Annotated in this window: 14 protein-coding genes and 1 tRNA gene; 6 read left to right on the top strand and 9 right to left on the bottom strand. The window is 65.7% G+C overall.

Translation table 11 applies throughout. The features are described 5' to 3' along the window. Window positions 1-1,568, bottom strand: a 1,568-nt coding sequence (locus AC3WJD_RS20340) for a methyl-accepting chemotaxis protein (protein WP_492748581.1), incomplete at its 3' end; no start/stop codon positions are given. A gap of 17 nt (window positions 1,569-1,585) precedes the next feature. Beyond that, window positions 1,586-2,302, bottom strand: a complete 717-nt coding sequence (locus tag AC3WJD_RS20335) for a TorF family putative porin (RefSeq protein WP_492748580.1) — start codon at window positions 2,300-2,302, stop codon at window positions 1,586-1,588. A gap of 155 nt (window positions 2,303-2,457) precedes the next feature. Between AC3WJD_RS20335 and AC3WJD_RS20330 the strand changes: the two genes are divergently transcribed. Beyond that, window positions 2,458-3,474 carry a LacI family DNA-binding transcriptional regulator gene (locus AC3WJD_RS20330; RefSeq protein WP_492748579.1) on the top strand — a complete coding sequence of 339 codons (1,017 nt, stop codon included), beginning with the start codon at window positions 2,458-2,460 and terminating at the stop codon, window positions 3,472-3,474. On the opposite strand, the gene AC3WJD_RS20325 is transcribed toward AC3WJD_RS20330, so the two are convergent. From AC3WJD_RS20325 to AC3WJD_RS20310, 4 genes are all read right to left on the bottom strand, one after another. Further along, on the bottom strand, window positions 3,471-4,721 hold the full coding sequence (locus AC3WJD_RS20325) for an MFS transporter (RefSeq protein ID WP_492748577.1): 1,251 nt from the start codon (window positions 4,719-4,721) through the stop codon (window positions 3,471-3,473). The two genes, AC3WJD_RS20330 and AC3WJD_RS20325, sit on opposite strands and share 4 nt — an antisense overlap. Before the next feature lie 7 nt (window positions 4,722-4,728). Further along, window positions 4,729-5,481: a phytanoyl-CoA dioxygenase family protein gene (locus tag AC3WJD_RS20320; RefSeq protein ID WP_492748576.1), complete on the bottom strand. Its 753-nt coding sequence runs from the start codon at window positions 5,479-5,481 to the stop codon at window positions 4,729-4,731. Between the two features lie 20 nt (window positions 5,482-5,501). Next, the gene (locus tag AC3WJD_RS20315; RefSeq protein ID WP_492748575.1) at window positions 5,502-7,793 is read right to left on the bottom strand and encodes a TonB-dependent receptor; all 2,292 of its coding nucleotides are present in this window, start codon (window positions 7,791-7,793) and stop codon (window positions 5,502-5,504) included. Between the two features lie 138 nt (window positions 7,794-7,931). Further along, entirely contained in the window at window positions 7,932-9,020 is a 1,089-nt protein-coding gene (locus AC3WJD_RS20310; protein WP_492748574.1) for a Gfo/Idh/MocA family protein, read from the bottom strand. Between the two features lie 29 nt (window positions 9,021-9,049). Here AC3WJD_RS20310 and AC3WJD_RS20305 point away from each other — a divergent pair, with 29 nt between their 5' ends. Next, entirely contained in the window at window positions 9,050-9,958 is a 909-nt protein-coding gene (locus AC3WJD_RS20305) for an aldo/keto reductase (RefSeq protein WP_492748573.1), read from the top strand. Then, entirely contained in the window at window positions 9,955-11,016 is a 1,062-nt protein-coding gene (locus tag AC3WJD_RS20300) for an LLM class flavin-dependent oxidoreductase (RefSeq protein ID WP_492748572.1), read from the top strand. The genes AC3WJD_RS20305 and AC3WJD_RS20300 overlap by 4 nt, the downstream gene beginning before the upstream one ends. 196 nt (window positions 11,017-11,212) lie before the next feature. Here the strand turns inward: AC3WJD_RS20300 and AC3WJD_RS20295 are convergent. Next, a tRNA-Tyr gene (locus tag AC3WJD_RS20295) sits at window positions 11,213-11,298 on the bottom strand. Window positions 11,299-11,382: 84 nt separating this feature from the next. On the opposite strand from AC3WJD_RS20295, the gene rlmB reads away from it, so the two are divergent. Both rlmB and AC3WJD_RS20285 read left to right on the top strand, forming a co-directional pair. Further along, the gene (gene rlmB, locus AC3WJD_RS20290) at window positions 11,383-12,138 is read left to right on the top strand and encodes a 23S rRNA (guanosine(2251)-2'-O)-methyltransferase RlmB (protein WP_492748571.1); all 756 of its coding nucleotides are present in this window, start codon (window positions 11,383-11,385) and stop codon (window positions 12,136-12,138) included. Window positions 12,139-12,142: 4 nt separating this feature from the next. Next, complete coding sequence (locus tag AC3WJD_RS20285; RefSeq protein WP_492748570.1) at window positions 12,143-12,880, top strand: hypothetical protein; 738 nt, start codon at window positions 12,143-12,145, stop codon at window positions 12,878-12,880. Window positions 12,881-13,055: 175 nt separating this feature from the next. On the opposite strand, the gene AC3WJD_RS20280 is transcribed toward AC3WJD_RS20285, so the two are convergent. Both AC3WJD_RS20280 and ppc read right to left on the bottom strand, forming a co-directional pair. Further along, window positions 13,056-13,373, bottom strand: coding sequence for a 2Fe-2S iron-sulfur cluster-binding protein (locus AC3WJD_RS20280; protein ID WP_492748569.1), 318 nt, complete (start codon window positions 13,371-13,373; stop codon window positions 13,056-13,058). A 95-nt stretch (window positions 13,374-13,468) separates the two neighbouring features. Beyond that, entirely contained in the window at window positions 13,469-16,141 is a 2,673-nt protein-coding gene (ppc, locus tag AC3WJD_RS20275; RefSeq protein ID WP_492748568.1) for a phosphoenolpyruvate carboxylase, read from the bottom strand. 175 nt (window positions 16,142-16,316) lie between these two features. On the opposite strand from ppc, the gene AC3WJD_RS20270 reads away from it, so the two are divergent. Then, window positions 16,317-16,637 (top strand): DMT family transporter, encoded by a 321-nt coding sequence (locus AC3WJD_RS20270; RefSeq protein ID WP_492748567.1) that lies wholly within the window; start codon window positions 16,317-16,319, stop codon window positions 16,635-16,637. Window positions 16,638-16,747: the final 110 nt, after the last annotated feature.

Here is a 16,747-nt window from a genome sequence, read left to right as displayed (position 1 = left end):
ACGGTCGCCAGCGCCCCGTCGGCGCGTTCGACGGTCGTCGTCGCCGCACTTGCCGAAGCCTTGAGCCGCTCGTCGATTTGGACGAGCGCCGCCGAGGTCTCCTCGAGGCTTGCGGCATTGCCCTCGGTGCGGCGCGCGAGATCCTCCGAGGCCTGCGCGATCTCCTGCGAGCCCGTGCGGATGCCACGCGCGCTTTCGGTCACGCTCGAGATCATCTGGCGGAGCCCCTCGATCGCCTCGTTGAAGTTGGTCTTGAGCGAGGCGTAGCCCGAGGGGAATTCGACGTCGATCTCCGCCGTCAGGTCGCCATTGGTCAGCGCGTGAAGCCCCGACCCGACCGCGCTCGTCACAATCCGCTGCTCCTCGGCCGAGCGCTTGTCCGCCTCGGCGCGATCTTCCGCGGCCTGCCGGAACACCTCCGCCGCGCGCGCCAGCGTGCCGATCTCGTCCTCGCGGTCGAGTTCGGGGATCGCCACGTCCTCGCCACGCGCGAGCCGGTCGACGCTGCTGCTCAGCCTCGTCATCGGCGTGCCGATGATCGCGCGCGCCGCATGGAACAACGCCGCCAGCACCGCACCGACGATCAGCAGGCCGCCGAGCACGAGCTGCCAGCCCATCGAGCGCGCGGGCGCCGACATCGTGGCTTCGGGCACGTCGAGCACGAGCGCCCAGGTCGCGTTGAGCTCTGGAAGCACGATCGGCCGGATGATGCGGCGCGTTGTGACGCCATCGATCTCGAGGTCGGGAATAACGCGCGTTTCGCCGCTCGCGAGCGCCGCCTTCACCAAGTCGAGGCCGCCATCCGCATAGGATTTGGTCAGCAGTTCGGGATTCGAATGCGATACCCAGGTCGCAGCCGAAGACAGCAGCATGACGCGGCCGTCGCCAAAGGGGCGCAGCTTGTTGAGCCGCTCCGAAATGCCGCTCAGCTCCATATCGACGCCCGCGACGCCAATCACGCGGCCGCCCGTGCGGACCGGATGCGTCAGCGAGGTCATCAGCAGCGCCTTGCCGTCAAGTTCATAGCTATAGGGGTCGATGATCGCGCCCTTGCCGCTGTCGAACGCGCGGCGGTAATAGCCCTGTTGATAGGCGTCGTCCGCATCGTTGGGCGCCTGGGTCAGCTTGCCGTTGCTCTTCACCCAATAAGGTGTGAACTTGCCCTCGCGGGTACTGCCGGGGGCGCCGATCTTGTCGACATCAGGGCCATCCCACTGATCGGGCTCGATCATTATCCAGGCGCCGAGCGCCATCTTCGTTTCGAGAAGATCGGTCTTGAGCACCGCAAGCGCGACCCCGCGATCGCGCACGCCCACCGCATGCATCTTGCCAAGCGTCGAGGCGAGGTCGCGCGCGGTGCCCTCGAAGGTCGCGATATCGGCCTTTACCTGATTGCCCTGCGCATCGGCCTGCGCGATCGCCGAGTCATCGGACAGTGCGCCGACCACCGAGCCGGTCTGCAACACGACCACCGAAAAGCCGACGAACAGCAGCAGGCCGATCGCGACCCCGGCCACGGTCATGAGTTTCCCCGCAATGTTCATGCGGCTGAGAATATTATGCACCATGTTTTCTCCCCCCGGATTCAGAACGCTGCGCTGACCGAGAACAACGCCGCCGCATCGACCGCCTTCGCGCTGCCAAGGTCGGTGTCGACATAGGCAAGGCCCAGCGTCACCGCGCCAAACGTGGCATCAGCGCCGACCGACCAGTCGAGATAATCTCCCTCCCCTGGCGCCATCGCGCCCTTGCTGCGCCCGAAATGCCCCTTGAGCGTGAGCGGTGTGCCCGTGACGGGCAGCGCAGCATCGCTGAACAGATAGAAATGGTCGCCGCCGAGCGAAGCCTGGTCCCAGCTGTAACCCGCACCCAGCGTCGTCTTGACCGGGCCGATCTGGTGGTTGAGCTTGCCGATCGTTTCGAAATACTCGGCATCGCCGAGCCGGCCGTCGCCGCCGGGATAGGTGTAGTAGGCCAGCGAGACATCGAGCCCCGTTCCGGCAGCGATATCGCCCGCCCAACCCGCATAGAAGTCCACCTCGGTAGGGCCGTAGAGATCACCCATGTCGAGCGACGATGCCCAGGTTCCGACATAGATTCCGCTCTCGTGCGCGACGTTGATCGTCGCCTGCACCGCAGGATCGTTCTCGGTCAGCGAGACGCCGCGAAAACGATAGTCGCTGATCAGCGTTGCTGCGCCCGACACGGTGAAGGCCGGTGGCGTCTCCTCGGCGAGCACCGGCGACGTGGGCAATATGAGAGTGGCCAAGGCGGCGAGCCCTGTGAAAAAGTGATTGCGCATGAAAATCCTGTGCTGACTGATGGACGGCACAGTCATTATAGAAACGCGCGCGCTGCCCCCCGGCACGCGGCCGCTCATTTTCGCCGGCAAGCAGTGATTGGCATCGTGGCGCCCATCGCTTACGAGTGCGCAGGAAGGCGGCATAGATCGACGAAATGAAGAACACGATCAAGGATGTGGCTGAAGCGGCGGGGGTTTCGGTCAAGACGGTTTCCCGCGTCCTCAACGACGAAAAATACGTCAGCGCGGATCTGCGCGGGCGCGTCGAGGGCGCAATCGCGCGGCTCAACTACCGTCCCAGCCTCGTTGCCCGGACGTTGCGCCAGCAACGCTCGTTCCAGATCGCGCTGATCTACGACAATCCCAATCCCTATTTCGTCTATAATGTGCAGGAGGGCGTGCGTGCCTGCTGTGCCGAGCGCGGCTACCGGATGCTCGTCCAGCCGTGCAGCGTGCTCTCGCCGGGTCTTGTCGACGATCTCGGCAGCCTGATCGATCAGACGCATCTCGATGGCCTGATCCTGACGCCGCCGGTGACCGACGCCCTGCCCGTGCTCGAGGAGCTGGCTCGCCGCGGCATCCGGCATGTCCGCATCGCGCCGGGCACCGACGTGATGGCGACGCCGTCGGTCCATATCGACAATGTCGCGGCCGCCGACGAGATGACGAGCCATCTGCTGGACCTCGGTCACCGCCGCATCGGGTTCGTTGTCGGTCACCCCGGCTACATCACCAGCAGCCAGCGGCTCAGAGGCTATCGCGAGGCGCTGCGCCGTGCGGGCATCGCTTTCGATCCCGGCCTTGTCCGCCAGGGCCAGTTCAGCGTGCAGTCGGGCATCGACGCCGCCGAAGCGCTGTTCGCGCTCGGGAACCCGCCCAGCGCGATCTTCGCGAGCAGCGATGACATGGCGGCCGGCGTGCTGGCCACCGTGCTTCGCCGCGGCATGCGCGTGCCCGAGGACATCTCGATCGCGGGCTTTGACGATACCGAGCTCGCGCGCAGCGTGTGGCCGCCGCTGACCACGATCCACCAGCCCTTTCGCGACATCGGCTATGCGGCGGCCGACGTGCTGCTTTCGGAGGACCCCGAGGACGGCCCCGAACGCCGGCGGATCGAGCACGAGCTCGTCATCCGGCAATCGACCGCGCCGCCGGGCGACCACAGGAATTAGTGCGCGGCCACCGGCGAGGATGCCCGGCCAATGCCCTCCAGCGGCAGATGCGGCAGCAGAAGCTGGATGGCTCCAACGGCCATCAGGTACGAGAAGCCCGCAAAGAGAAAGAGCGGCAGATAGCCCAGCCCCGCCGCCAGAACGAGCCCGGCAACCTTCGCGATCACCATCCCGCCGATATTGCCCGCGAACGCGCCGAAGGCGGTGACGCGCCCGACCTTCTCGGGCGGCGATACGTCGGCGATCAGCGTGAACAGGCTCGACGAAAAGGCCTGATGCGCCGCCATCACGAGCCCGAGCAGCGCGACCGCCAGCCAGTAGTCATGCGCGAGATCGGCGAAGGGCAGCGGCGTCGCGAAGAGCGCCGCAACGAGCAGTGCGCCCTTGCGTACCCGGGCGAGGTCAGCGCCGCGCGCGATCAGGCGCGTGGTGATCGTGCCCGCCAGCAGTGCGCCCAACGCGGCGCAGGTGTAAGCGATCGCAAGCGGCGGGCCGAGCGCCACGCCTTCGAGCCCGAAACTCCGGTGGAAGAAGTCGGGCATCCAGAACAGCATGAGCCACCAGGTCGCATCCGACAGGAACTTGGCTGCCGCAATCGCCCAGCTCCGGCGTTCGACGAGAATGCTGTCGCCCACGCGGGTCGCGGGTTTGTCGCCGGGCGCATCATGGTCGCCGCCAAAATGGATCCCGCGCGTCGCGAGCAGCCACAGCGCCGCCCAGACGAGCCCGAGCGCACCGCCCACCACAAAGGCCGCACGCCACCCCCATAGCGCCGCGACAAGCGGGATCAGCAGCGGCGTTACGATCGCGCCAACGCTGCCGATAGCATTGAGCAGACCGTAGCCCGAGGCGCGTTTTTCGGGCGGGAAGATCGCGGCGATGGTCTTGATCGCGGCGGGCGTACCCATTGCCTCGGTGGCGCCGAGCGCGACGCGACAGAAGACGAACTGGCCGAAGCCGCGCGCCACCGCGTGGGCCATCGCCGCGAGGCTCCACAGCGCCACGCCGACGGGGTTTGCCCATTTGACGCCGAGCCGGTCGACGAACCAGCCGGTGAAGAGGAAGGCGACCGCGGCCGAACCCTGAAACCACGCCGCGAGCGATCCATAATCGTCGTCGCTCCAGCCCAGATCGGCCGCGATCGTAGGCTTGAGCACCGAGATGATCTGGCGGTCGACGAGGTTGAGGATCGTCGCGGTCAGTGCGAGCGCGAACAGGATATTGCGGCGGCGGGCAGACAGGATCACCCGGCGATCAGCCCGTCGTAACCTGTTCGCCGCGCCGGACGATCGGGATCGCGTTGCGACGCAGATGACGGGTGCCGGGATCGAGCATCGCCTCGGGCGTATATTGCGCGAGATAGACGCGGCGCGGCCGGTCCGATCTGTTCGCGCCGGTCGCGTGCAGCGTCAGGCTCGAAAAGGCGACGACGTCGCCTGCTTTCGCCTCGACGATACGGCCCTCGGTTTCGGCAGGCGCACCCACCAGGTCGTTGGTACCCGGCTGGCGATCGTGCGGCAGGATACCGTTCCGATGGCTGCCGGGGATCAGGCGCACGGTGCCGTTCTGCTCGGTCGCATCGTCGAGCGGACACCAGCAGGTGAGATAGGGCGCATGATCGGCAGGACCCCCATTGCCGATGACATAGCCCGAGTCCTGATGCCACGAGAAGGGCAAGCCGCCCTCGGGCCCCTTCACGACATATTGATCGAAGAAGAAATAGGCATCCTCGCCCAGCGTTGCACGGCAGATGTTCGCCATCACCGGGCTGAAGAGGACGCTGCGGAGCTGCGGCGCGACGCGCTGGCACTCATTGGCGAAATAGCGCTTGCCGCGATGGCTGATGCCGAGCGTGTCGACGCCCAGCGCATCCATCCGCGCGTCCTCCCGTGCGACAAATGCATCGCATTCCTCGCGGAGCAACTCGAGTGCCGCGCCCGCAAGCGCGCCGGGGAACACCGCATAGCCCTGCTCGGCGAACTGCCGGGCCTGATCCTCGAACGGCATATGCGGTGTTCCTCTTTCGCTCAGTAGTTGAAGCGCACATTCACGCCGAAATAGCGATCCACGTCCCTTGGCAGCAGATAGCGGAAGCTGCCGCCCGGGCCGCCCGGGGTGATGAGCGTGGCATAGCTCTGGTCGGTCAGGTTACGCCCGATGAAATTCACGCGCCACACGCCGTCGGGATCGACCAGCGCGATATTGGCATCGACGACGACATAGCCATCGATCGTGATCCCGCGCCGCGTGACCGGATTGGCCTCGAGCGAGGAGACCTGATCGCTGGTCAGCGCCACCTGCCCGCCGACCTCGACATTGGCGAAACCGCCGGTCTCGATCTTCCACAGCGCGCCGACATTGCCCTTCCAACTCGGAGCCAGTGGCAGCTGCTCGCCACGCCGCGTGCTGCTGCCCGGCGGCGCATTGGGGGGCAGGTTGAACCTGTCGATCTGCGCGTCGGTGTAGGACAGGCCCGCATTGAAGGTGAAGTTGCGCGCCGGACGGACAAGGGCTTCGAGCTCGACCCCCTTGGTCGAGACCGAGCCCGCATTGGTGAGCTGCGTGATCACCGATCCCGCCAGATTGACGAAGCTGTTGGCCTGGAAATTGTCGTACTTGGCATAGAACAACGCCGTGTTGAGCGTCAGGCTGCCATCGTCGGTCTTGAACTTGGTGCCGATTTCATAGGCGTCGGCGGTCTCCGCCGCGATCGGGTCGAGCTGGCCGTCATTCTGGTTGAAGAACACGTTGAAGGCCGGCCCTTTGTATCCTTGGCTGTAGGTAGCATAGGCCATCAGCCCGTCGGTGACGTCGGCCTGCACACCGACACGACCCGAGAAATCGTCATTGCTGGTCGACAGATCATAGTTCGCGCCGACATTGAGCAGGCCGGGGCCGCCGCCATTGGTGGCGGGGATGCGCTGGTTGAACGCATCGACATTGTCATGCGTGTAGCGCCCGCCCGCGATCAGCCGCAGCCAGTCGTTCACATTGACGGTCAGGTTGCCGAAGATCGCGAAGTTCTCGATCGTCGAGCCGAAGGTGCCCACCGCGCTCGGGAAGCGCAGCGTCGACGAGCCGGGCGCGCAGGGGGCGAGTCCGGGCGAGACCGGGGGCAGCGTCGTCGCCGAGCAGACGATGTCGTCGCGCTGGAAGGTGCGCTGCTGCTTGGCATTATAGTAGAAGGCCCCCACGACATATTCGAGCGTCTGGTTGCCGGGCGATGCCAGCCGGATTTCCTGCGTGAAGGTCTTGGAGGGTTGCGGGCCGAAATCGTCGAGCTGGTGCCCGCCCGCGATGGCGTACACTGTGTCGATGAAGTCGCCGTCGCGGATGCCGAAGTTACGATACTTGCGATAGGCGGTGATCGAGGTGATCGTGCCCGCGGCGCCGACATCGAGGTCGGCCTGAAGCGACACGCCCCAGCTCTTCTCCTTGGTGCGGGTCAGCGTGTTCTGACGGATCTCGCGCGTCCCGTCGCCCTTCAGATCGACACCGATCAGCGATCCCGCGAGCGCGCCCGCGGGCGCGGTGCCGATCACCTCGGCGCAGCAGTCGCTGTTCTGCTTGCGATAGTCGCCGATCAGCGTGAAGGTCAGGCCCGGCGTCGCCTCCGCGACGATCATCCCGCGCACGCCCCAGCGTTCATAGCCGTTGACGGTGCGGTCGAGCGTGATGTTGCGGACGGTTCCGTCAAACCAGCCATAATTGCCGGTGAAGCGGCTGGTGATGCCTTCGCCGATCGGAATATCGATCGCAGCACGCAGCTTGTATTCCTCGTCCGTGGTCGCCTGCGCCTCGACAAAGCCGCCGAACTCGTCGCCGGGGCGGCGGGTGACGACGCTGATGACGCCCGCCGACGCGTTCTTGCCGAACAGCGTGCCCTGCGGCCCGCGCAGCACCTCGACGCGTTCGATGTCGTACAGATCGCCGAACGCCTCGCCCGAACGCGCATACGTGACGCCATCGACCACGAAGCCGACGCTGGGTTCGGCCGCGATCGAGAAGTTGATCGTGCCGACGCCGCGGAGGAACACCGAGGAATCGAGCGTGGTGGCGCTGTCCTTGAAGTTGAGGCTGGGGACGAGTTGCTGGAGCGACTGGATGTTGATGATGCCGCGCTGCTCGAGCTGCTCGGCGCTGACCACGCTAATCGCGGCGGGCACGTTCTGGAGGTTCTCCTCGCGCTTCTGCGCGGTGACAACGATATCGCCCGAATCAGCCGTGGTCGTCGCGGGCCCGGCATCCTGCGCATGCGCGGTCTGCGCCATCGCGAGCAGCAGCGTTCCAGCGCTTGCACCTGTCAGAAATCGTCTCATCCAAGCCTCCCCATGAAATCTCTACTTTTTTAATAGAGTTATTTATCAGCTTGCCAAGTTCAGAAAAACTTTACCCCGCGCATCATGAGATATCGATATCCTATCCGCATTACCCCGCAAAGCAGCGCCTGTCGGCGCTCAGAATCCGAACTCGGCCATTTCCACCACACGTTTCTCGCGCGCGCTCAGTTCAGCCGCCGCGCCGATCGCGACAGCGCGCAGCCCGTCCTCGGCGGTCACCTCCACCCGTCCCTCGCCGCGCACCGCCGCGATGAAGCGCTGATGCTCGTAGTAGGTCGAGCCATGGTGACTTCCGGCCGCAAGCGCCACCGCGTCGACCGCGACATGCGTACGCTCGGGCCGCTTGGGATTGCCGAACCCGGTGCGCGGCGAATGGACGATCGTGCCCTCCGGAATGAACACCTCGAGCCGCGCCTCATCGCCCACCGCCGCGATTTCCTCCTGATTCTCCGCGCCATCGGCGAACATCGAGAGATCGAGCATCGCGCGCACGCCATTGGCGAAATCGACGGTGGTGTAGCTGTTGTCGATGATATCGGGCTGCTCGCCGTCATAGAGCTCGTCCAGATGGTTCACGTCCATCGCGCCCGAGCAATAGACGCGCACCGGCTCGGATCGGACGATCAGCCGCATCAGATCGAAGAAGTGACAGCATTTCTCGACCATCGTGCCGCCGGTATTGCGGCTGAACCGATTCCAGTCGCCCACCTTTTCGAGGAAGGGGAAACGATGCTCGCGGATCGAGAGCATGCGCAGCGTGCCCGTACGCCCGGCGTGCACCTGTTCGATGAACGCCGCCGCCGGCGGCATGTAGCGATATTCCATCGCGGTCCAGAATACCCTGTCACTTGTCGCCGCGCGATCGACGATCCAGCGCGCATCGTCGATCGTCGTCGCGAGCGGCTTCTCGCACAATATGTGCAATCCCGCGTCGAACAGCGGTTCAAGCACATCGCGGTGCGTGTAATTGGGGCTCGCGACGATCACCGCATCGATGTCGCCCGCGGCCGCTAGCTCGGCGCTGGTCCGATAGGCCTTCACACCTTCAGCGCGGTCGCCCAGCGCCGACTTCGCCCAGCCCAGCGAGCTGTCGACGGGATCCGCCAGCGCGACAACCTCCGCGCCCGGTGTGATCGCAAGATTGTTGATGTGCTCGACGCCCATCATCCCGCTTCCGACCAGACCGTAACGAACGGGGTTTCCCATCGGCGATTTCCTTGCTTAGTATGATATCGATGTCTGAGCTTGCTTTCTCACCCGATTCAAGACCGCTCGGCAAGAGCGGATTGACCATCAGCCCGCTCGCATGGGGCATGTGGCGCTTCCGAGGCGACGATGTCGCTGCTGCGCGAACGCGCGTGGAAGCCGCGTTCGAGGCGGGAATAACCCTGTTCGACACCGCCGACATCTACGGGCCCGACAATGGCGAGCCCTTCGGTTCGGCGGAGGCATTGCTCGGGCGCGTCTTCGCTGAGGCATCGGGGCTGCGTGACCGCATGGTGCTCGCGACCAAGGGCGGCATCGTGCTCGGCACCCCCTATGATTCGAGCGCGGCTTATCTCGAATCGGCGATCGACGCATCGCTGAAGCGACTGGGCGTCGAACAGATCGACCTGTGGCAAATCCACCGGCCCGACATCCTGACGCATCCTCAGGAAATTGCGCGCGCGTTCGACGCTGCGCACGCCAGTGGCAAGGTCCGCGCCTTCGGTGTCTCCAATTTCACGCCCAGCCAGGCCACAATGCTCCAGCATTTCTGCGATCAGCCGATCGTCAGCCACCAGCCCGAATTTTCGCCGTTGATGCTGGCGCCGCTCACCAATGGCCTGATGGACCAGGCGATCGTCAAAGACATGGCGGTGCTCGCCTGGTCGCCGCTCGGCGGCGGCCGCATCGCCAGCCCGGTGACGCAGGCAGAGCACGCCGTCGTGGCGCTGCTCGACGCCAAGGCGCATGAGCACGGGGTTTCGCGCACGGCGGCCGCCTATAGCTGGATCATGGCGCATCCCACCCGGCCAATCCCGATCGTCGGATCCCAGCAACCCGAACGCATCCGCGAAGCCGCGGGCGCGCTCGCGCCGCGGTGGACCCGCGCCGAATGGTATGCGGTGCTGCAGGCATCGATGGGGGAGAGACTGCCATGACGGGCTCATGCGAAGTCAGCTGGTTTTCGGCGCTGTGCGACGACGATTATGAATTCCTCGGCGTGCCCGACCCGTTGCTCCGCTCGAGCTGGGAGCATTGTCGCGACATCGTGATGTCCGCGGAAAGCGGCGGCTTCGACAACATCCTGCTCCCCTCGGGCTATGCGCTGGGCGTCGACACCACCGCTTTTGCTGCGGGCATCGCGCCCATGCTCAGGCGGATGCGGCTGCTGATGGCGGTGCGGATCGGCGAATCCTGGCCACCGCAGCTTGCGCGCCAGATCGCAACGATCGACCAGATGCTTGGAGGGCGGTTGACGGTCAACATCATATCCTCGGACCTGCCGGGTGAAACGCTCGCCTCGGGACCGCGCTACGCCCGCACCGTCGAGGCGATGCACATCCTCAAGACGCTGCTCAACGGTGAGGCGCTCGATCACGACGGCGAATTCTGGAAGCTCAAGCTCGATCCGCCGCGCATCCGGACGGTCTCGGGCAAGGCGCCCCTGCTCTATTTCGGCGGGCTCTCCGAAGACGCGCGCGAGGCCGCGGCCAAGGGGTGCGACGTCTATCTGATGTGGCCCGACAAGGAAGAGGCCGTGAAGGCGATCATCGCCGACATGCGCGCACGCGCTGCAAAGCACGGCCGCACATTGCGTTTCGGCTACCGCGCCCATGTCGTCGTGCGCGAGACCGAGGCCGAGGCACGCATTGCGACCGACCGCCTGCTTTCGAAGCTGGACGCGGCGACGGGCGCCGCCATCCGCGCGCAGTCGCTCGATTCGAAGTCGGCGGGCGTCGCGGCGCAGGCCGCATTGCGCGAGGGCGCAGCTGACGACGGCTATGCCGAGCCGCATCTCTGGACCGGTATCGGCCGCGCGCGCTCGGGCTGTGGTGCCGCGATCGTCGGCGACCCCGATCAGGTACTCGCCAAGCTCAAGGCCTATCAGGCGATGGGCATCGAGGCGTTCATCCTGTCGGGCTACCCCCATGCCGCCGAGGCCGATCTCTTCGCGCGCCACGTGCTGCCCCGGATGAACCACGGGCCGCTGATCTAGAGAAGCGAACTCCTGCCGGCGCCCGCGTTGCTGCAGATGGCGGCGGTCGACCTGTGGCGAGTCCCCAAAAGCCCGGGATTCAAGTGCGACGCGGCGCATCGTGCCTCGCGCCTGGCGAAGAATTGCACGCACCGCGGGCGCATCGCCATGCCCCAACGCAACGGTGAGATTGTCATGAGAACAGCTTGAAAGCTGTTGGTGGACAGGGCTGGATTCGAACCAGCGTACGCTCACGCGGGCAGATTTACAGTCTGCTGCCTTTAACCACTCGGCCACCTGTCCAGGGTGCCTGTCATCAGGAAGGCGGCTCCAATGGCGAATGGGCGCTTGCCTGTCAACGCCTCGACGCGCAAAAGCGCGCAGATTATGAAAAGAGGCCATCGACCATCGCAACAGGCGCACGGCAAACCCCGTTTCTGGGGCCGCCACGCCGTGCTCGCCGCGCTCGCCAATCCCGAACGCACCGTCCGTAAAATCTGGGGAACGCGGGAGGCTTTGACAAGGCTCGACCTGCCCCCGGTGCTCCCCGTCACCTATTGCGATGCCGCCGATCTCGGCCGGCTGGTGCCCGCTGATGCGCCGCATCAGGGGCTGGTGGCGGAAGTCGATCCGCTCGAGGAGGTCTGGCTGGGCGAGCTGCTCGAACGCGGCGCCGAGGAACATCGCCCGCTCATCGTGCTCGACCAGGTGACCGATCCGCACAATGTCGGCGCGATCCTGCGTTCGGCAGCGGCGTTCGACGCGCTCGGCATCGTCACGCAGGACCGGCATGCGCCGCCCGAATCGGGCACCGTCGCGCGGGCAGCCTCGGGTGCGCTCGAGCTCGTGCCCTGGGTACGCGTCGTCAACCTCGCGCGCGCGCTCGACGAGATCGCGGAAGCCGGCTTCTGGCGCATCGGCCTCACGGGTGCGGCGACGCGCACGCTGGGCGAAGCGATGGGGACCGCCAAGGTCGCGCTCGTGCTGGGCGCCGAGGGCGAAGGGCTGCGGCACAACAGCGCGGCGCATTGCGACGAGCTTGCCAAGCTGCCGATCAGTCCTAAGGTGGAGAGCCTGAACGTATCCAATGCCGCGGCGATCGCATTGTACGCAGCGACCACCCGGCAGCCAGTGGGGGGCTGAGTTCATGTATCACCGTGTCGGACGGCTGGCGCTGGCCATGCTTGTGCCCCTGCTGCTGACGGGCTGCCTGCTCACGCCGGGCAAGTTCACGTCGAACCTCAGCATCAATGCCGATCGGAGCTTCACCTTCGCCTACAAGGGCGAGGTGATCGCCTTCGATCCGAGCGACGAGATGGGCAAGGCGCTCAAGGACGGGGCCAAGGATGGCGAGGACGAGAGCGACGCCCCCGCCAGCGAGGACGACACCCTGTTCACGCCGACCGCATTGCAGGACGATGGCAAGGACAGCGCCGAGACCGACGCGGACAAGGAGCGCAAGCGCCGCGCGGTTGCAGAGGCGCTCTCGAAGGAGGCGGGCTATCGCTCGGTCCAGTATCTGGGCGAGGGCAAGTATCTGATCGACTATCAGGTCAGCGGCACGCTCACCCACAATTTCATCTATCCCTACAATATCGACGCCGAAGTGGTGTTTCCCTTCATCGCGATCGAGCTGCGCAAGAACGGCACGGTGCGGCTGAAGGCCCCCGCCTTCGGCAACGAATCGTCGGGGGACCAGACGCCCGGACGCAGCGAGGCCGCGAAGCTGCTCGACGGCACCTTCACGCTCGATACCGATGCCGAGATCGTCAGCCAGAACAACGAGGACGGCGTCCAGACCGTCAACGGTCGCAAGACGATCACCTGGAAGGCGAACCCGCTCAGCAAGGCCGCGCCGACCGCGGTACTCAAGCTGGCGCGCTAAATCCGATGCAGTGCTCCTGCGAAAGCAGGAGCCCATCTGTCCGGGCGATCCATCGCTTCCAACATGGGCTCCGGGTCAAGCCCGGGGCACAGATATGGATCAGTTTTAAAGCGTCCTGCCCTGGGCCCGGAGCTCCCCGTCATCTCCGCGCAGGCCGGCGACAGGTAGAAGACGCTCAATCTTCCTGCGCGATCCGGACCTTCAGGCCATCGAGGCTTTCGTCGAACGGAATTTGGCACGACAGGCGCGAAAATTCGTTGCGGTGGTCCGAACTGTCGAGCAGGTCGTTCTCGTCCTCGCTCATCGGCGGCACCTTGCCCACGAAATCCTCGTCGATATGGACATGGCAGGTCGCGCACGAGCAGCAACCGCCGCACAGCGCGAGAAGCTCGTCGAAACCGGCGTCGCGGATGACCTCCATGACCGCAAGGCCCGCTTCACCCTCGACCACATGCTCGGTCCCGTCGCGCGTCACCACCACCAGCTTCGGCATCAACCCGTCTCCCATATTGATGCGCGCCCTATCCCCGAGCGAAACGCACAAATCAAGCCGTTTGGGGCAAGTGCGCGCGCGGCCTGCGGATTTCGCTAGCCGCTGTTACGAAGCGCGGTGGCGATCGCGTTGATCGAGAGCTGGATGCCCTCGGCGATGCGCGGATCGTCCTCGCCCGCGCGGTGGCGCTTGAGCAGTTCGATCTGGAGCAGGTTGAGCGGCTCGATATAGGGAAGCCGCAGCCGGATCGACTGGTCGAGCGCGGGGTTGTCCTCGAGCAGCCGCTCCTGCCCCGTCACGGCGAGCAGGCCGTCATGCGCGAGCGTCCAGCCCTCGCGGATTCGCGCGAAGATCGCCTTGGCGGCATCGCGATCATCGACGAGCCCCGCATATTGCGCGGCGATGCCCATGTCGGATTTGGCGAGCACCATCTCCATATTGGCGAGTGTCGCCTGCAGGAAAGGCCAGCTCTGGGCCATTTCGCGGAGCAAGCCCTGATCGTGGAAGCCCGTGAGCGCCTGTCCGACGCCGTACCAGCCGGGCAGCATCACGCGCGCCTGCGCCCATGAGAAGACCCAGGGGATCGCGCGCAGATCCTCGATCGCATCGGTCTTCTTGCGGCTCGATGGGCGTGAACCGATCTTCAATGTCGCGATCTCCGCGATCGGAGTCATCTCGCGGAAAAACGTGCGGAACCCATCGGTCTCGTAAACCAGCCCGCGATAGGCACGGAACGCGTCTGCGGAGAGCGCATCCATCGCCGCGCCAAAACGCTCGCGGTCCTTCGCTGGGATGGGATCGGGCTCGAGCGAGGCAAGCAGCGTCGCCGAGGCCATCGCCTCCAGATTGGTCGCGGCACTTTCGCGCGTGCCATATTTGGCGGCGATCACCTCGCCCTGTTCGGTGATGCGGATGCGCCCCTGCACCGTGCCGCGCGGTTGCGCGAGGATCGCGGCGAAGGATGATCCGCCGCCGCGGCCGACTGCACCGCCGCGGCCGTGAAACAGCTGCATCGCGACCCCTGCCTCGGCAAAGACGGGCGCGAGCGCGCGGCTGGCGCGGTCGAGGCTCCATGTCGAGGTCAGATAGCCGCCGTCCTTGTTCGAGTCCGAATAGCCGATCATCACTTCCTGATGACCGCGATCGCGCACGATTGCGGCGACCGCGGGGTCGGCGAACCACCGCGCCATGACGCCCGGCGCGTTCTCGAGGTCGCCGATCGTCTCGAACAGCGGCACCGCCATGATGTCGGCTTGCGGCGTCTCGCCGGGCCGGTAGAGCCCCGCCTCCTTGAGCAGGATATGCACTTCGAGAAGGTCGGACACGTCCTGGGTCATCGAGACGATGTAGTTCTGGATGCACGCGCTCCCGAAGCGGCGATGCGCGCCGGCTGCTGCGCGGACGATCGCGAGTTCGCCCGCGGTCTCCTCCGAATAGGTCAGATGCGGGCTGGACAGCGGCCGCGGGGTCGCGAGCTCGCGCCGCAGCAGCGCCACGCGCGCCTCCTCGTCGAGGGCGCCATAGTCCGCCTCCACGCCCGCGACACGCAGCAGTTCGCCGATGACGCGCTCATGCACCGCGCTGTTCTGGCGCATGTCGAGCGTCGCGAGGTGGAAGCCGAAGGTGGCGACCGCACGGATCAACCGCCCCAGCGTTCCACCCGACGACAGCACGCCATGTCCGGCCGCAAGGCCATGCGCGAGTGCCTTGAGATCCGTGCAGAACGCGTCGGGGTCGCCATAGGGCTCGGCCGGGATGGCGGCTGGTCGCGGCGGCTGCTTGCCCGTCAGCGCCAGATGCGTCGCCGAAAGCCGCGCATAGATACCCGTGATCGCGCGACGATAGGGTTCGTCCTGGCGGCTTGGCGCGGTGTCGCCGCTCGCCTCTGCCAGCGCTGTCACATCGGGCGTGGCATCCGCAAGCTCCGTCGAGATCGAAAGCTCGGCGCCAAGCTGGTGGACGGCGTCGAGATACCAGCCGATCACCGTCTCCGACGAACGCGTCACCGCGAGCCGAAGCGAGTCCGCTGTGACGAAGGGATTGCCGTCGCGATCGCCGCCGATCCAGCTCCCCGGACGCAGAAAGCTCCTCGGTCGATGCCCGAGCGCGCGCTCCCAGCGCGCATAGAGCGCGGGCAGCACGGGGAGGAAGGTGTCGCGCAGATAGGCCAGCGCTGTCTCGACCTCGTCGGCGACATAGAGTCGCTCGCGCCGCAACGTCCGCGTCTGCCAGAGCAGCGCGATCTGCCGATGGATCGCCTCATCGACCAGATCACCCTCGGGCGTTTCTACGATGCCCGCATCGCGCAGCCGCATCAGGTCGGCAATGCGGTTGCGGTGATCGATCATCGACTTGCGCCGCACCTCGGTGGGGTGCGCGGTCAGCACGGGCGCGACCAGCGCATGCTCAAGCAGGTCGAGCACTTTCTGGCTATCAATCCCCTTGCCCTTCAAGCGCTCGAGCGCATGGGTGACTTCGGCGCTGGGCTCCGCTGCGATCCCCTGGCGGTCCTCGGCCAGATTGGCGAGCATGGAAAAGAGCATGAACCCGCGCACGAACTGCAGCGTCTCGTCGAGGCTGAGTGCGCCGAGCCCCGTGTCGATCGCGTCTGCCCCAGCCACACCGCGGTGCCGGTCGACCGAGGTCGAACGGATATATTCGGTGCGCCGGAACAGTGTCTCGCCGCCATAGGCGCGGATGACGTCGCCAAGCAGCTTGCCGAGATAGCGGATATCGGGGTTCTGGGTGATGGGGGGTATGGTTGCCATAGGCGGTGACTGCTGCACTGCAGCGAGACATTCGTCAACCGGCCAATTTCGGTAATTTTATTACAATCCCTTGCGTTGCCCTTGCGGGGTTGCCATGTCTGATGGCGCGAGGACGACCTCCCCCATTTCGGGAAGAACCGTCGGGACGGCCCGGCTTCTGAAAAGGAGCCACAACATGGCCTGGATCTATCTCGTCGCCGCGGGCATTCTCGAAATCGTCTGGGCTTTCGCGATGAAGCAATCGGAAGGCTTCACCCGCCTCAACGCCAGCATCGTCACAATCGTCGCAATGATCGCGAGCTTCGCGCTGCTGTCCATGTCGATGCGTTCGCTGCCACTCGGCACCGCCTATACGATCTGGACCGGCATCGGCGCGGTCGGCGCCTTCGCGCTCGGCGTCGTGGCGCTCGGCGAACAGGCAACTCCGCTGCGCATCGGTGCTGCGGTGATGATCGTGTCAGGGCTCGTGCTGATGAAACTGAGCGCTGCGGACTGAGCGGCGGAGCAAGTTCAGCTCGCAAACCAACGTCCGGTTGTCTAATCGCATGTCGTCGGTCAAGCGCGTCGAGGCATAGGGCTAGAGCAGCGCCGCCACGATCGTTGGCA

The sequence above is a fragment of the Sphingobium sp. FW306-1B-F04DB genome, assembly GCF_058781925.1.
This window is presented reverse-complemented; position numbering and strand designations above follow the sequence as displayed.

What these genes read in the sequence shown, in the direction of transcription:
- AC3WJD_RS20280 (WP_492748569.1), bottom strand. Translation starts at nt 13,373, where the DNA reads ATGCCGAAGCTGGTGGTGGTGACGCGCGACGGGACCGAGCATGTGGTC.
- AC3WJD_RS20285 (WP_492748570.1), top strand. Translation starts at nt 12,143, where the DNA reads ATGTATCACCGTGTCGGACGGCTGGCGCTGGCCATGCTTGTGCCCCTG.
- AC3WJD_RS20330 (WP_492748579.1), top strand. Translation starts at nt 2,458, where the DNA reads ATGAAGAACACGATCAAGGATGTGGCTGAAGCGGCGGGGGTTTCGGTC.
- AC3WJD_RS20310 (WP_492748574.1), bottom strand. Translation starts at nt 9,020, where the DNA reads ATGGGAAACCCCGTTCGTTACGGTCTGGTCGGAAGCGGGATGATGGGC.
- rlmB (WP_492748571.1), top strand. Translation starts at nt 11,383, where the DNA reads ATGAAAAGAGGCCATCGACCATCGCAACAGGCGCACGGCAAACCCCGT.
- AC3WJD_RS20315 (WP_492748575.1), bottom strand. Translation starts at nt 7,793, where the DNA reads ATGAGACGATTTCTGACAGGTGCAAGCGCTGGAACGCTGCTGCTCGCG.
- AC3WJD_RS20320 (WP_492748576.1), bottom strand. Translation starts at nt 5,481, where the DNA reads ATGCCGTTCGAGGATCAGGCCCGGCAGTTCGCCGAGCAGGGCTATGCG.
- AC3WJD_RS20270 (WP_492748567.1), top strand. Translation starts at nt 16,317, where the DNA reads ATGGCCTGGATCTATCTCGTCGCCGCGGGCATTCTCGAAATCGTCTGG.
- ppc (WP_492748568.1), bottom strand. Translation starts at nt 16,141, where the DNA reads ATGGCAACCATACCCCCCATCACCCAGAACCCCGATATCCGCTATCTC.
- AC3WJD_RS20335 (WP_492748580.1), bottom strand. Translation starts at nt 2,302, where the DNA reads ATGCGCAATCACTTTTTCACAGGGCTCGCCGCCTTGGCCACTCTCATA.
- AC3WJD_RS20305 (WP_492748573.1), top strand. Translation starts at nt 9,050, where the DNA reads ATGTCTGAGCTTGCTTTCTCACCCGATTCAAGACCGCTCGGCAAGAGC.
- AC3WJD_RS20300 (WP_492748572.1), top strand. Translation starts at nt 9,955, where the DNA reads ATGACGGGCTCATGCGAAGTCAGCTGGTTTTCGGCGCTGTGCGACGAC.